Below are 14038 nucleotides of genomic sequence, written 5' to 3' on the forward strand. Positions count from 1 at the left end.
ATCTCCTGGGGTGCGAGGTGTTAAATGCCTCTCACGTCAATTACGCGGCGCGAGCACCTACCCCTCATGTCGGACGCGATTGGCTGCTGGGTCAGCTTCCCGGCGATCTGCGGCGTCGCCGTACGGGCCAGCGCATCCACAGGAGAACCGCGCCGCCTATCCACAACGCCAGCCCCCCGATCGCGAAAGCGAGCAGCCAAGGCGTGTTAAAGTCCTCGTGGTTCTTCCAGTCCATGATGTGGAGACCCCAGAAAAAATCGTAAAGCCGCCAGGTGCCTGTCCTGACAGCGGTGATCCGTCCTGTGTCACTGGCGACAAAGACGCGGGTGTTGTTGGGGTCGTCAAACGCGATCCGCCATGCGGGGAGCGCGCCACGATATTCGGGTGCGGCACGCTCGATCCGCTCCACGCGAGCAACCAGTCGACCTTCCCCTCGCCAAGCAGCGCGTGCCACGGCCTCGGCCTGGGCGGCGCTAGCAGCCGGCAGGAGCACCCCCGTGGTCGCATCGGCAAGCCGGGTGCCCTTGGCCGTTGACAGCTCGGCGACGGGACGCCCGAGCAACATGCGATAGGTGAGCGATGTGACGGGCGTTCCGACGCTTCTCGTCAGGTCCGCTGGCGACGCCAAGGCCATGCCCGCCGGTATAGGGGCGACGGTCTTCCGATCAACGAGGTGATCGCCATGCACCTTGTCGATCGGCAGGAAGCTCATCACCGTCCCACTGGTGAACCAGAGGAGGAGCTGGATGCCGATAATGATCGCGAGCCACTTATGCGTCTTGCTCGCTAGCTGGTGAAGCCTCGCGCGCCGGCCCCTCAGAACCACGTCCGAACGCCGACAACAAAGCTGGGTCCGCCAACGCCCTCGCCATCGGCGCGCGCGAAGCGGGCGCTGTCGCCTAGACGGCGATCGTAGGAGACGCCGATATAGGGCGCGAACTCGCGCTTGATCTCGTAACGAAGGCGAAGCCCCAGCTCGATGTCGCTCAGGCCCGAACCGATACCGTTCTCCGGCACGTCCTGCGCCGCGAAATTAAGCTCGGCGCGCGGTTGCAGGACAAGTCGCTGGGTGATGCGCTGGTCGTAATAGCCCTCAAGCCGCCCCAGCACGTCGCCCTTGTCGGACAGAAACAGCGCGCCCTCCACGTCGAACCAATAGGGTGCCAGTCCCTCGAATCCGAGCGTGGCGTAGGTGCGCGAGGGGTTCGGCTTGAAGTCATAGCGGATGCCGGCCTGGAGATTGAAGTAGGGGCCGATCGCGCGGCTGTAGAGCGCCTGCACCTCGGCATCGTCAACGCTTCGCCCGAACTCGCCTTCGCCCTCGGTCTTGACGGTCAGCCGGTTGATGTCGCCCCCGAACCACGCTTCGCCATCCCAGCGGAAACTATCGCTCCCGTCGCGTATCTGCACCTCGGCCAAGTTGAAATTGACCTGCCAGAAAGTGCTCCCACCATGCTCGCCGCGAAGAATGGCACGAGCATCGGCCATCTTCTGCGGCGAATAAACGCGATCGGCATAATTCGGCTTGGGCGCGGCCGGGGCGGGTGCGTTGCCGGGGGGAAGGGCGGTTCCCCCCGTTCCCATATCGTGGCTCATCCCGCCCGCCATGCCGCTCATGTCATGGCCCGCGTGAGGATTGGCCGGCGTCGCTACCGCCGCGCTATCGGGCATGACGTGCCCGGCATGGGGATCTGCCTGGGTCGGGGCGTCAGGCATCGTCATTCCGGGCATGGTGTGGCCCGCGTGCGGGTCGGCCGCCGCGGCCGGAGCTGGCGACGGCTTTTTTGGTGCGGGCTTTGCTTTCGTGCGAGCGGGGGGGCGCGGCTTGGCGGTTGGCTTCGCCTGGGGCTTCGCTGCCGGCTTCGCCGGCATGGTCATCCCCGGCATGTTGTGCATCGAGTGATCCTGCGCGGTGACGGGGGTCGCAAGCGCGATCGGGGCCGCGGCGACGAGTAGGGAAAGCGCCTTCATGCCGCGTCTCCCCCGCGTGGCCGGACGGTCACGACCTGCATCATGCCGGCGTGCATGTGGTAAAGCATGTGGCAGTGGAACGCCCAATCACCGACGGCATCGGCGGTAAGGTCGAACGTCGCGGTCCCGCCCGGCTGAACCATGACGGTGTGCTTGCGCGGTGCGAACTCGCCATGCCCCGTCACCAGCTCGAAAAAGTGGCCGTGAAGATGGATCGGGTGACCCATCATCGTGTCGTTGACGAGCGTCACCCGCACCCGCTCGCCCTCAAGGAATGGGATCGGGTCTTTGACCTCCGACAGCTTCTCGCCGTCGAACGCCCACATATAGCGTTCCATGTTGCCGGTGAGGTGGATTTGCATCGCGCGATCAGGCGCGCGCACGTCGGGGTTGCGGTCGACGGCCATCAGGTCGCGATAGACCAGCACCTTGTGTCCGACATTTTCCAGCCCCTGGCCCGGCTCGCCCATACGATCCATCGGCATCGGGGATATGGTCTGCACGGTCGGAGTCTTCTTGACCCCCGGCGCATTCGAGAAGTCGCGCATCGAGTGATTCATGCCGCCCGCGCCGTGATCCATACCTGCCATCTGCCCGCTAGCGCCGCCCTGCATGGCCCCGTGGTCCATTCCGGCCATGCCGCTTGCGGCTGCTCCCTCGGCGGGCATCGTATGCCCCATAGCGGCGTGATCGACGGCCGCACCCGCCTGGGGAGCGCCACCCTGGTTCATGCCCGCCATCGCGCCAGTCGCCGCACCCGTCGCGGGCATGGCATGGCCCATCGCGGCATGATCCATGCCGGCCATTGAACCGCCGCTCATGTCCATGCCGCCCATGCCCATGTCCTTCATGCTGGCGAGCGGGCGCTTGCGAAGCGGCGGGACCGCCGCGGCCATGCCCTCGCGGGGCGCGAGCGTGGCGCGCGCCATGCCGGAGCGATCTACGCTCTCGCCGACGAGCGTGTAGGCGCGATCGTCGGTCGGGGTGACGATCACGTCGTAGGTCTCGGCGACGCCGATCTGGAACTCGTCGAACGTCACTGGCCGGACATTCAGGCCGTCGCACGCCACCACGGTCATTTTCAGGCCGGGGATGCGGACATTGAAGGTGGTCATGGCGGAAGCGTTGATGACGCGAAGCCGCACCCGCTCGCCGGGGCGGAACAGCCCGGTCCAGTTGTCCAAGGGGCCGTGGCCGTTGACGAGATAGGTATAGGTCGAGCCGGTCACGTCGGCGACGTCGGTCGGGTCCATCCGCATCTTGCCCCAGTCGGCGCGCTCCTTCGCCGACTGGCCCTCGCCGCGTAGCAGCCCGGCGATCGTCTGCTTCTGATAGTTGAAATAGCCGCCCTGCATCTTGAGCTTGCGGAAGATGACGTGCGGGTGAAGCTGGCTGTGGTCGGACAGCATGATGACGTGCTCGCGGTCGGGCGCGATCGGGTCTTCGCCCGCCGGGTCGATCACCAGCGGGCCGTAATGCCCCATCTGCTCCTGCAAGCCGGAATGGCTATGATACCAGTAGGTGCCGGCCTGCTTGACCGGAAACTCGTAGGTGAAGCTCTTGCCCGGATCGACGCCGGGGAAGCTGATGCCGGGGACGCCGTCCATCTGGAAAGGCAGGATCAGTCCATGCCAGTGGATCGAGGTCTGCTCGTCGGGCAGCGCGTTGGTGAGGGTCAGCCGGGCATTCTGCCCTTCGCGCAACCGGATCAGCGGTGCGGGCGCGGTGCCGTTGATGCCGATCGCGTGACTCTCACGCCCGTCGATCATCATCATCTGGTGCGCGACGCGAAGGGTGATGTCGTCACCCGAGACGGTCGGCATCGGCTTGACGACGCCGCCGGAAGTCGTCTGCGCCCATGCCGGCATGTAGGCCGATAAAGCGAGTCCGCCCCCTGCGAGGGTTGCGCCGCGCAAAAGCTGGCGGCGGTCGATGGTCCGGGTCATGGGCTTCCTGGTCGATTGGACGCGTTGGTGTGGTCAACGATGATACGCGGGCCTGGTCGCTACCCCTTACCTCGCGTCCAGCTTTTCCCGCAGCTTCGCGCGGGCGCGGTAAAGCCGGGTTTCTACTGCCTTTTCGCTGATGGACAGGACGGCCGCAGTGTCAGCCTGGCTAAGCCCCTCGATGGTGTGGAGCACCAAGGGTTCCTTCAACGTCGCCGGCAGCTCGGCAATGGCGCGGCGAACCCGGTCCAGCTCCTGCCGGTCGCCCGCGGCGTCATCGACCGCCACGCCGGTATCGACGACAGCCTCGGCGTCCGCCCCGATCGGGACCGCGAACGACAGGAACCGCCGCACCTTTCGTTTGCGGGTCCAGTCGCGGCATTTATTGAGCGCGATCGCCGATAACCACGTCCGCATCGGACGCGCGCCGTCATAGCGGCCGATCGCTCTATACGCGGCGACGAACGTCTCCTGGGACAAGTCCAGCGCCTCGTCGGCATCGCCGATGCACCCTCGGGACAGCCGAAAGATCGCCTGCCCGTGGCGGCGCATGATCTCGGCGAACGCGGCCTGCCGCCCCGCAAGGCTGAGCGTCGCCAGCTCTCCATCGGAAAGCGCCGTCCAGTCGAGGCTCATCGCCTCGATCTCAACGGGCGTCGTCGGTGAGCGCCTTCACCACCGCCCGGTCGAACTGCGCGGTCTGGTCGGGTCGCAAGAGCTGCCGCATCGCGAAAATATGCGCGAGCGTCGCCTTTTGCAGCTCGCCCATCGCGGCGTGGCTCCGATCGACCGCTGCGGCGACACGGGGGCCGTTGCCATGCTCGGCCTCGATCGCCTCGGCGAGCCGCGCATTGTCGGCCCGCAATTCCAGCTCCAGCGCACGGCGTTCGACCGCGAACCGCTGCTCCAGCTCTTTCAGTCGAGCCTCCTGGTTCGTGTCGAGCGCGAGCCGATGATGCAGCACGTCGTGCAGCTCCGCGCCTGGCTGAGCCGGGGCGGGCAAAAGCGCGCGCCCGACGAACACGCCGCCGATCGCGGCGACGAACGCCGCGATCACGCACAAAATCAGCCGCGCGCGCGCGCTCATTGCGCCCCGACAAGCAAGGTCGAGGGCGCGAACGGGGAGTTTGCCCCTAACGGGGATATCGAGGCCGCGGCGCTGGGTGATGCCGGGAAGCCCGCCCCGATCACGCCGATCGCGAGCGCCGCGACCATGATCGCGCCTATGCCAAGTCCAGCCTGGGTGGCGCGAGGCGTCGCGATCTGCGCGAGAACCCGCGCCTCCAGTCCGTCCAGTTCGGGCACCGGCGCTCGCGCGAGCCTGGTCAGCGCCTCGTCAAGATCGTTCATGTCGTTCACCTCCGCTCCCCTTGTTCCATGTTACGCGGGATCGCCCGCTACCCCTCATGGCGCATGGTGAGGGGTGGGCGGCCTGGGCGCGTAGATGGATGTAGCCGCCTTTTTGGAGAGTGTTCCATGCGTCGTGTGTTTGTTCCTGCCGCTGCTGCCCTTCTCGTCGTCGCGGGTGCCGCGAACGCGCATCCCAAGCTCGTCTCCGCAACCCCCGCACCGAACGCGACGGTTGCCGCGCCCGCTCGCGTCACGCTGCGATTCAGCGAGAAGCTGATGCCGAAGTTCTCGGGCGCGGACCTGATGATGACAGGAATGAACGGCATGAAGCACGCGCCCATGAAGGTCGCGAGCGCCGCCACGGTGGCGGCCGATGGCCGCACGCTGGTCATTGCGTCGAAGTCGCCGCTGGGTGCCGGCAACTATAGCGTCGCCTGGCACGTCGTCTCGGCCGATACGCACCGGATCGCCGGAAACTACGCTTTCGCGGTGAAGTAAGGTGGGTGCCGACTGGCCGATGATCGGCGTCCGCTTTGCGCTCTACGGCGTGCTGGGCGGCCTGTTCGGCTTGTCGGCATTCAGCCTCTATGGTCTGCGCGCTGGCGAGCGTGTCAGTGCGCTCGCGCTCCGCCCTTGGCTGGTGGCGGGTGCGGTGCTCGGCCTCCTGCTCTCGGCCGTCGCGCTCGCGCTGCTCGCTGCTGCGATGATGGGAACGCCACCCTGGCCGGTCGATCGCGATGCGATCGGGATGCTGCTCGATCAGCCGGGGATCGGAACGGCGTGGAAGCTGCGGGTGGCCGCGCTCGCCGTGGCGGCGCTGGCGGCGCTATTCACGGCTCGGCGCGGGCTTTGGCTGGTGGTGGTCGCGCTCGCCTCGGGCGCGTCGCTGGCGACGCTCGCCTGGACCGGGCATGGCGCGATGAATGAGGGAACGGTGGGCTGGGTGCATCTGGCCGCCGACATTCTCCACCTGGTCGCGGCGGGGGCCTGGACTGGTGCGCTGCTTGGATTGGTCTTGCTGGTGGCGCGGCCCGCGCGCCGGGTCGATGCCACGCACCTCGCGCTCTCGTACCGTGCTCTCCACGGGTTCGGCACGGTCGGGACGATCGTTGTCACCACGCTGGTCGTCACCGGCCTCATCAACGCTTGGCTGCTGGTTGGCCCCGGCAACGTCCGGGCGCTAGGGACGACGCTCTATGGTCAGCTCCTACTCGCCAAGCTGGCGCTGTTCGCCCTCATGCTGGGTCTTGCCGCGCTAAATCGCTTTCGCCTGATGCCGCGGTTCGAGGCGTCGATCGCCGCGAGCGATCATCGCGGCGCGCTTGGCGCGTTGCGCCGAAGCTTGGGTGCCGAGACGGGATGCATAATTGCTATTCTTGCGCTGGTAGCATGGCTTGGGACCCTTGAACCGCTCGCCCCCTAAGTGTCACAACCGAACGGTTGTGACACCACGTGCCGGCGGCTTTCGACCATTCCAATCCTGAAAGCTGACTAGCAGGAAAGTCCCCACCTCATGCCATTTGGGACGGCTGAAGCCGTCCCGTTATTCGATCGTTTTCAAGAATGCTGGTCGAGGTCGGCACGCCGCAATGAGGAGTCACTCGCGCATAAAGTGGCGAGTCATATCGACTGGAGCCAACATTGAGCACGCAAGCGGGAGATATCCGACCGTCGCAACCTTACCCGGAACACGTGATGATCGAGACCCTGATCGGGTCCGCCTGACAGGGCCGATGTGCCACCTCCGGTTGAATAGCGAGTCAGGTCAATTCGAACCGCCCGCCAGCGTCCTCAGCGCGACGAGAAGATCGTCGGGCAGGGTCGCGTCGGGTGCCGGGGGAAGCAGCGCACGACGATCCGCGTCGTGCTCGTCGAGCTGGACCGCGAGGAAGGCGTCCGCGTCCGCCGGATCGAGGCGGAGGCTGCGATCGGCGACCTTCGGCGCACGCGCGTCGTCCGGAACCGTCCGCCCGTACCACATGTCCAGACGGCCGAGGCGATCACCCACCGCCGGTTTCAGGTAACGCCCGAACCGCTTCGGGCTGGTCGACGGCTGCACCGGTGCCTTCACTCCGGCGGACGCCATCCGGGCCTGAAGCGCCACCCAGTGGTCGGCGTCCAGCCCCGCGACCAGCGCCATGCGCGCCACGGCCTCGACCCACGGCAGTCCGTCGAAGAGGCCGGCGTCGATCCGGCGCAGCGCGTCCCCCGCCGCGGCCGCATAGCCGGCCCGACTGTCCGAGACGTCGCCGAGCGCCGCCCCCAGCAGCAGCTGGCTGCCACGGTCGAGCACGGCGAACAGCGTGTAGGGCGAATCGTCCGGACGCAGCAGCGAGCACGCACCGCAGTCGAACTGGATCTCGTTGCCCAGCTGACCCTCGACCTCGCGGCGGCGGAGCTCGTCCTCGACCACGCGACGCAGCATGCTCGTACCGACCTTGCCCCCGCCCGCCTCCTCGAACGCCTGACCCAGGTCCATCGCCATCTGCCTCACGCTCCCGGTCGGCCACTTGCCGATCACCCGAGCCACGATCCGCTGGAGGGCAACCTCGCGGGGATCGGTGCGGCGGGATGACTTGGCGAAGGTTCCGAGCGAACTGAGCGACCTGGCTTCACGCCAGGCTTTGGCCATCTCGAAGAAGCGGTTCAGCGACACGCCGGCATCGGCCGCGGCCTGGGCGGGCGGGATGTCCCCCTCGCCGTCCTGCCATCGCGCGAGCGTCTTCAGGCGCTGCATCGCTTTGGCCCGGCGTTCCATCGACATCGCCGCCCACATGGCAACCTCGGCCGGGGGCGGCGGATCGCCGAGGAAGGGGATGAGCACCGTGTGGCCCGCATCGTCACCCGATTCGGCGGAGCCCGTCCCCGGTCCGGCCGAGCCGTCGTCATCGTCGCGCAGATCGTCATTCATGACCGCGTTCTAGCCGCTCACGAGAGGTCGCGCCACCTTTCTGCACATTTTTCGACTTTCGGCAGACGTTTTTGCACAAGTACCGATTGACACTCCTGGACGGCCCACCTAGTTGGCGGCCTCCACCCAGTCGAGGATTGTGCAAAAATGATTCGCCATCTCCAGAAAGAAGCCGACGTCGCCCGAGCCTCAACGTGGCGTCGGCGCCGACGCATTCAAGAGTCGGCGACCCGCCTGCCGTCGCACAAGCCAGGTCCGGTCGATTGGAACGATGTCGTTCGCCCCGTCCCTGAAGCGGTAGACCCGATGCCGCGAAGGCTTCCCGCGAAGAAGTCGCCCGCGAAGAAGTTGCTTGAGACCGTACCCGCCGCGGTCGCGGAGAACGTCCCCGTCATCCTGAAGCTCATCGAGCGCATTCCGTCCGGCACCGACCCGCTGCGCGACGTGGCGATCTTCAACATCCTCACCGGAATGGGCGGGAAGCCATCCGGGCCGATGACCGCGATGCTCGTCGGAGATCTCGCGGAACGCATCGCCAACGGTTCGATCCGCCTGGATCGCGGGGACGGCCACCGTCGGCGCAGGACAGGCGGATGGGAGGCTCCGCACCATTTCGAGGAGATGAAGACATATGTGATCGATCGCGTCCGCGAGGCGCGCCTAGAAGAACTGAACATCTGCGCCGCCAAGCCGTACGAGATGGTTTGCCTCCTGGCGCAGGCAATGCGCGTGCCGAACACCCTCCGCGACAACGATCGATATATCGACGCCGTGTGGACGGCGGGGCATGACGCGGTGTTGGGCCGCCGCCCGACCGCCCGCAGGCTCATGACAGTGCGCGAGGCGCTTTATCTCCGCGAAGTCACGCGGGCGCGACGCCGGTGGAACCGCGGCGTGAGTGGCCCGGTCCGCACGGCAGGTTCCCCAACGGAAACCTGAGCGAACGCCACCGCTCCGCCCGCCTGCAATCGACCTTCCGCGCCGAGCACGAGATCGATCGCCCAGCCCAGCCAAGCGCGGTCCAGCCCAGCCCAACCCGAAGGAACACGACCATGAAGACCATCCGCATGTCCGCTTCGACCGAGAACCGCAACGCCCGCAAGGCGATCACCGCCCTCGGTGGCAACCGTGGCCGGGGGGTGAGGATCCCCCAGGAAATGCAGATCGTGAGCGGCCGGCGCCTGCGTCGCGCAAACCGGTCGGGGAAAGCGCATATCGGCACCTTCATGCTCGAGGACGATGGCACGCTCCGTCACCTGCCCGTCAACCTGAAGGTCGACGTAGACCCGTACACCCGCCTGATCACAGCCTGGTACGTCGGCTGATCCGCTCGGGCCGCACCAGACGGGGCGGCCCGGCATCCTGGATAAGGATGTCGCACCCTCGGGACCTGCGTTCCCCGCGCCATACCTCCCTGCGGACGGCCGCCGCCGCAGACACCCACCGCCGCACACCCCCGCCAAGACGGAGAACGCAGTGCCACACCAGTCCGAGGTCTTCCCGAAGACGTTCCCCGATGAGGACGAGGGCGGCCGTCGTCTCACGTTCGTCGAGCACGGCTCCGACGCGGCGGCGGCGGCACGGATCGGCGCGCGCATCTACGTGGCGGACGACGGCGGCCCGATCCGCACAATCATGGGCGACGCCCACCGCCACTACACCGGGGAAGAGCATTCGGCGAAGACCGGGCTCTCCAACCCCTACGAAGGCGGCACGGAGCACGCCCTCATCGTCGACAGTGAACTGCGTCCTTCGGTCCTGGACTACCGGACGCAAGGGGCGCGCCTCCGCTACCCATATGGCGGCGGGCGGGCCGAGTGGATCATTGACCACCTGCGCCACGTGCGCGGTCCGGGTGGAGACCATGTGGAGGCAATCGAGTGCAAGCCCGACGTCTCCTACCTCGCCGACCCCGAGGAACGCGCCAAGCTGGAGGCCGCATTCCGCGTCGCCGCCGCGATCGGCTGGCGTCCGCGCGTCATGTACGAACGCCAGATCCGGGGCGGCGGCGAGCGGCAGATCAACTTCGGCCACATCTACGCCCATCAGACCGCGACAGTGCCCGGAGACCGCCTCGACGCCTTCGAGGAATTGGTCCTGCGCACCCCGGACACGACCTTCCGCGAGCTGCGCGAGGCGCTCGACCCGGATCGTCGTCGAGGGACGGCGATGGCGCACGCCCTGATCTGCCGCGGCCGCGTAGACGTCGACCTCGACCTCCACCTCCATGGCAAATCGCGCGTGCGGCTGCTGCCCGAACCCGCCTTCACCTCCCTGATCCGCTTCTGAGGCCCGCTGTGAGCACTCTGACCAGGATGATCGGCTCGCTGTTCGTCGCGGATGGGCGCGAGTGCGTCTATCGCGGTTCCGCGATCAACGGCCGACACATGGTCGGGGACGGCGCGGGCTGGATGTTCGAGATGCCCGATCCGGTCACCGGCATGCCGATGTGGCCGACGACGGCCCAGTTCATCGACGCCATGGCGACCAAGCGCCTCGTCCTGCGCTCGGACCCGCTCCAGAGCGCCGTGCGCAACCGTGCCCGGCGCAAGGAGATGACGCGGGAAGATCTCGTCAAGGCACAGACGAAGGACGGTTCGAAGAGGCTGCGCGACCGTTGGTTCACGCTTCGCGAGGACGCCATCAAGAAGTGGCACGCGGGCGACGGATGCGCTCTCAGCAAACGCGGCATCGATGCCTGGTTCGAGGACAATTACGACGTCGCGGCGCTGAAGGCGGAATATGGCCGCCTGCCCAGCGACACGACCTTTCGCACCTGGGTTCGCACCCGCGGCCTTCCGAACGACTACCGGCCCGCCGACTTCGCGTCGGAGAGCGGGCTTGGTCCGCGTCGCCGCAAGATCGACCCCGTCGTCCTCGCGATCATCAGACACTGGGCGCTGAGCTTTCACTCCAAGCCCAAGCAGTTCGTCAACACCTACTTCCGCAAGGCCAAGGACGACGTCGAGCGCTACGTGCTCGGCAAACCGCTGGAGATGTTCCAGTTCCAGGAGGCGCTCGCCAAGCCGGCGAAGAAGAAGAAGATGTGCACGCGGCGCATCTTCACCAACGAGGTCGGGAAGGCGAAGAGCGCCAAGGGTCTGGGCATCGCCTACAACCAGGCGGCGGCTCGACAGCGGTACGGCGGCGGTGGTGTGGCCCAGGAGCCGACGCGCTTCCTGGAATACGTCCAGATCGACGACACCCCGTTCCCGATGGTCTTCGTCATCGATGCGGTGCGCCGCTTTCCCGTGGGCGTTCCGACCGTCACCATCGCGCTCGACGTCTTCACGCGGGCGATCGTCGGATGGGACATCTCGTTCGATCCGCCCGGCCACGCGACGTACATGCGGACGCTGCTCAGCATCGCCACCCCGAAGCGGATTCCCGAGGGGTTCGAAACCTTTCCGGACCTGGCCGAAGTAGGCGGCAAGATCGTCGGTCACGCCGTCCTCGACCACGCAAAGCACCAGACCGCGCGTTCTGCCCAGGATGCGGGCGGCGACATCGGCCAGGCGGTCAGGGCCGCCGGCAGCAAGGAGCCGACCCACAAGCCGCACGTCGAAAGTTGCATCGGCACGCTCGAGAACATCCTGCGCGAGATGCTTCCGGGTGGCACCTGGGACATTCCGCTGATGCGGGAGTTCGATTACGATCCGTCAAAGCAGGCGATCGTGACAATCGAGCAGTTCCGGTCGATCTTCGCCATGGTCGTGGCGAAATACCACACCCACGATCACTCGGGTCATGGCGAGCGCCCGCCGCTCGACGTCTGGACTGAGCAGCGCAACGCCCACGGGCTCGACTGGGTCTACGACATCGATCAGTTCGAGCGCGCCATCGGCAACGTCTACTACCCCAGCTTCCGCGGCGCGGGCGCGGTGATCGAGGGCCTGAGCTGCGGCGGCGACGACACCGACGAGCGCTACCCGTATTCCAACGTCGAGATCCTGCACCATCTGGCACTAGCCCGGGGTACGTCGTCGCAGACCAAGAAGCCGACCTACAAGAACGTCAAGATCAAGGTCGACCCGAACGACATCGGTCGCGCATGGCTTTTCGACGAGCATCTGGTCACCTACGTCCCGATCCCCTGCACGATGCGCCGTTACTCCGATGGACTGCCGCTCTGGCTGCATCTGAAGATCAAGGCCTTCGCCAAGGCGCGCGGCCTCGCGTTCGCCGAGGAGAACGACATGCTCTCCGTGCGCGAGAGGTTCGTCAAGGAGGTCGATGCCGTCCTTCCAGCCGCCGGGGTGGCCGATCGCCACGCGGCCGCCCGGCTCGCCGATTCCACCGAGGGACGCGCCTATCTGGGCGATTCCGTCGAGGTGCTGCGCGTCGCCGGATCGGTTTCGGGGATGGAGAGCAGGATCATGCACGACCTGCGGACCAACACCCGCGGCGACGCCACCCGGATCGCGCCGCGCTCGTCGAACCGTGGTGGCGCCAACGCTGGCGGAAAGCGCGATCGGCGCGGGACCCCGGCACCCAACCAGGACCAACCCGAGACCACCCCGGCCCAGCAGGAGAGGCAGGACCGGGAGGACGCCGCCTACCTCGCCCGCAGGCTGGACCCGGGCGGGTCGGACGCCGGCCACCAGTGGCAGGGCTACAAGTGAACGACAACGTGAAGGGAAGGACGACGATGACCGACGCCTCGAAGAAGAGTCAATCCGCATCCGACGCAGCCCTGCCGGACGCAGCACCCCCGCCGCCCCGTCGACGCACCCGCTCCAACACAATGCCATCAAAACATGGCACTAGGAGTCGCGCGTCGAGTGCCGGGGTCATGCGGTGCGTAGAGCCGGACGAGAATGCCGTCGACGATTGCGTCACCGGCGAAGAGCCGACGCCGAACATGTCGTCGGATCTCACCTCCGTGTCGACGGAAGCGGCGCCGGCGCAACCGGCCTTGCCCGCGACTCCTGCGGTCCCGGTAACCGCTCCATCATCCCTGGCCCAGATCGCAGGAGAGGGCATGGCGGCGTTCGAGAACATCGTCCTGCCGACGCCGGCACAGGTCGAGTGCATCCGCCAGATGGACACGCTGCGCATCATGGGCCTGTCGCAGCCCGCCGGCCAGCAGCGCCGTGCGTTCCGCTACCTGAACCAGTCCGGCTCGGGGAAGAGCACGTGCGCCAAGCTGCTCAAGCGGCACGTCGAAGGCCAGCCTGGCAGGGATCCGCGGAAGAAGCCGATTCTCCACGTGACGCTGTCGACCACGGGAACGCCGAAAAGCCTGGCCACGTCGATCCTCAACGAGGTCGGTGACGGCTACTCCACCCGCGGCGAGGCGGAACTGCTGCTCGAGCGCGTCAAGACCGCGCTCAACGAGCTCGAGGTCGAGCTCCTCGTCATCGACGAGCTGAACCACTTCAAGCAGAAGCACCTCGCCGAGGACGCCGCGAACACCATCAAGAACATCCTGACCATGGGATGGGTGCCGATCGTCCTGATGGGCACGACGGACGCGCAGACGCTCTTCACCCGCAACCGTGAGCTCAAGAACCGTTGCCTCCCGCAGGTCGTCCTGCAGCCGTTCGTCCACACCGACGCGGGCAGTCGCGAGGTATGGACGCAGTTCCTCCACCAGATCGACCTGGAGCTGGTCGGTCGGGGTGTCATGAAGGAACTGTCCGGGCTGGGTGAGCCCACGCTGGCGAAGGACCTCTGCGAGGCGAGCAACGGCCTGATCGGCGAGTTCCACAACATCGTCCTAGCCGCGCTCGAGGCGACGCTGCTCGCGGGGGAGCGGTTCATCGGCCATGCCCGCCTCATGGCCGCCATCGACGCCTGGTGCATCCAGGACGGCACCATCGACCACAACCCGCTCCGCCTGCGCGTGGGCGGCTGACGC

At 66.9% G+C, this 14038-nt stretch carries 14 protein-coding genes; 7 read left to right on the top strand and 7 right to left on the bottom strand.

The window, feature by feature from the left end; translation table 11 throughout:
* Positions 1-91: 91 nt before the first annotated feature.
* From ASE50_RS09990 to ASE50_RS10015, 6 genes are all read right to left on the bottom strand, one after another.
* On the bottom strand, positions 92-826 hold the full coding sequence (locus ASE50_RS09990; RefSeq protein WP_055818797.1) for a PepSY domain-containing protein: 735 nt from the start codon (positions 824-826) through the stop codon (positions 92-94).
* On the bottom strand, positions 817-1971 hold the full coding sequence (locus ASE50_RS09995) for a copper resistance protein B (RefSeq protein WP_056399372.1): 1155 nt from the start codon (positions 1969-1971) through the stop codon (positions 817-819). The genes ASE50_RS09990 and ASE50_RS09995 overlap by 10 nt, the downstream gene beginning before the upstream one ends.
* Entirely contained in the window at positions 1968-3917 is a 1950-nt protein-coding gene (locus ASE50_RS10000; protein WP_056399377.1) for a copper resistance system multicopper oxidase, read from the bottom strand. The genes ASE50_RS09995 and ASE50_RS10000 overlap by 4 nt, the downstream gene beginning before the upstream one ends.
* A 66-nt stretch (positions 3918-3983) precedes the next feature.
* Positions 3984-4553, bottom strand: a complete 570-nt coding sequence (locus tag ASE50_RS10005; protein WP_056399380.1) for an RNA polymerase sigma factor — start codon at positions 4551-4553, stop codon at positions 3984-3986.
* 10 nt (positions 4554-4563) lie between these two features.
* On the bottom strand, positions 4564-5004 hold the full coding sequence (locus tag ASE50_RS10010) for a periplasmic heavy metal sensor (protein ID WP_056399383.1): 441 nt from the start codon (positions 5002-5004) through the stop codon (positions 4564-4566).
* Positions 5001-5267, bottom strand: coding sequence for a hypothetical protein (locus ASE50_RS10015; RefSeq protein ID WP_056399576.1), 267 nt, complete (start codon positions 5265-5267; stop codon positions 5001-5003). The genes ASE50_RS10010 and ASE50_RS10015 overlap by 4 nt, the downstream gene beginning before the upstream one ends.
* A gap of 126 nt (positions 5268-5393) precedes the next feature.
* On the opposite strand from ASE50_RS10015, the gene copC reads away from it, so the two are divergent.
* Positions 5394-5765, top strand: a complete 372-nt coding sequence (gene copC / locus ASE50_RS10020; RefSeq protein WP_056399385.1) for a copper homeostasis periplasmic binding protein CopC — start codon at positions 5394-5396, stop codon at positions 5763-5765.
* A gap of 19 nt (positions 5766-5784) precedes the next feature.
* Complete coding sequence (gene copD, locus ASE50_RS10025; RefSeq protein ID WP_056399581.1) at positions 5785-6690, top strand: copper homeostasis membrane protein CopD; 906 nt, start codon at positions 5785-5787, stop codon at positions 6688-6690.
* A 342-nt stretch (positions 6691-7032) separates the two neighbouring features.
* Here the strand turns inward: copD and ASE50_RS10030 are convergent, their stop codons facing one another.
* On the bottom strand, positions 7033-8178 hold the full coding sequence (locus ASE50_RS10030; protein WP_056399389.1) for a hypothetical protein: 1146 nt from the start codon (positions 8176-8178) through the stop codon (positions 7033-7035).
* A 147-nt stretch (positions 8179-8325) separates the two neighbouring features.
* On the opposite strand from ASE50_RS10030, the gene ASE50_RS10035 reads away from it, so the two are divergent.
* The 5 genes from ASE50_RS10035 (at position 8326) to ASE50_RS18280 (ending at position 14035) form a co-directional block, all read left to right on the top strand.
* On the top strand, positions 8326-9117 hold the full coding sequence (locus tag ASE50_RS10035; RefSeq protein WP_156347387.1) for a hypothetical protein: 792 nt from the start codon (positions 8326-8328) through the stop codon (positions 9115-9117).
* Between the two features lie 113 nt (positions 9118-9230).
* On the top strand, positions 9231-9503 hold the full coding sequence (locus ASE50_RS10040; protein ID WP_056399395.1) for a hypothetical protein: 273 nt from the start codon (positions 9231-9233) through the stop codon (positions 9501-9503).
* 151 nt (positions 9504-9654) lie between these two features.
* Entirely contained in the window at positions 9655-10467 is an 813-nt protein-coding gene (locus tag ASE50_RS10045) for a hypothetical protein (RefSeq protein ID WP_056399398.1), read from the top strand.
* A 26-nt stretch (positions 10468-10493) separates the two neighbouring features.
* Entirely contained in the window at positions 10494-12800 is a 2307-nt protein-coding gene (locus ASE50_RS19045; RefSeq protein WP_056399402.1) for a hypothetical protein, read from the top strand.
* Positions 12801-12826: 26 nt separating this feature from the next.
* A complete protein-coding gene (locus tag ASE50_RS18280; RefSeq protein ID WP_162235914.1) occupies positions 12827-14035 on the top strand; it encodes an ATP-binding protein in 1209 nt (402 codons plus the stop codon).
* Positions 14036-14038: the final 3 nt, after the last annotated feature.

This window comes from Sphingomonas sp. Leaf5 (genome assembly GCF_001421155.1).
Classification (GTDB): domain Bacteria; phylum Pseudomonadota; class Alphaproteobacteria; order Sphingomonadales; family Sphingomonadaceae; genus Sphingomonas.

What these genes read in the sequence shown, in the direction of transcription:
- ASE50_RS09995 (WP_056399372.1), bottom strand. Translation starts at nt 1,971, where the DNA reads ATGAAGGCGCTTTCCCTACTCGTCGCCGCGGCCCCGATCGCGCTTGCG.
- ASE50_RS10000 (WP_056399377.1), bottom strand. Translation starts at nt 3,917, where the DNA reads ATGACCCGGACCATCGACCGCCGCCAGCTTTTGCGCGGCGCAACCCTC.
- ASE50_RS10005 (WP_056399380.1), bottom strand. Translation starts at nt 4,553, where the DNA reads ATGAGCCTCGACTGGACGGCGCTTTCCGATGGAGAGCTGGCGACGCTC.
- ASE50_RS10010 (WP_056399383.1), bottom strand. Translation starts at nt 5,004, where the DNA reads ATGAGCGCGCGCGCGCGGCTGATTTTGTGCGTGATCGCGGCGTTCGTC.
- ASE50_RS10015 (WP_056399576.1), bottom strand. Translation starts at nt 5,267, where the DNA reads ATGAACGATCTTGACGAGGCGCTGACCAGGCTCGCGCGAGCGCCGGTG.
- copC (WP_056399385.1), top strand. Translation starts at nt 5,394, where the DNA reads ATGCGTCGTGTGTTTGTTCCTGCCGCTGCTGCCCTTCTCGTCGTCGCG.
- copD (WP_056399581.1), top strand. Translation starts at nt 5,785, where the DNA reads ATGATCGGCGTCCGCTTTGCGCTCTACGGCGTGCTGGGCGGCCTGTTC.
- ASE50_RS10030 (WP_056399389.1), bottom strand. Translation starts at nt 8,178, where the DNA reads ATGAATGACGATCTGCGCGACGATGACGACGGCTCGGCCGGACCGGGG.
- ASE50_RS10035 (WP_156347387.1), top strand. Translation starts at nt 8,326, where the DNA reads ATGATTCGCCATCTCCAGAAAGAAGCCGACGTCGCCCGAGCCTCAACG.
- ASE50_RS10040 (WP_056399395.1), top strand. Translation starts at nt 9,231, where the DNA reads ATGAAGACCATCCGCATGTCCGCTTCGACCGAGAACCGCAACGCCCGC.
- ASE50_RS19045 (WP_056399402.1), top strand. Translation starts at nt 10,494, where the DNA reads ATGATCGGCTCGCTGTTCGTCGCGGATGGGCGCGAGTGCGTCTATCGC.
- ASE50_RS18280 (WP_162235914.1), top strand. Translation starts at nt 12,827, where the DNA reads ATGACCGACGCCTCGAAGAAGAGTCAATCCGCATCCGACGCAGCCCTG.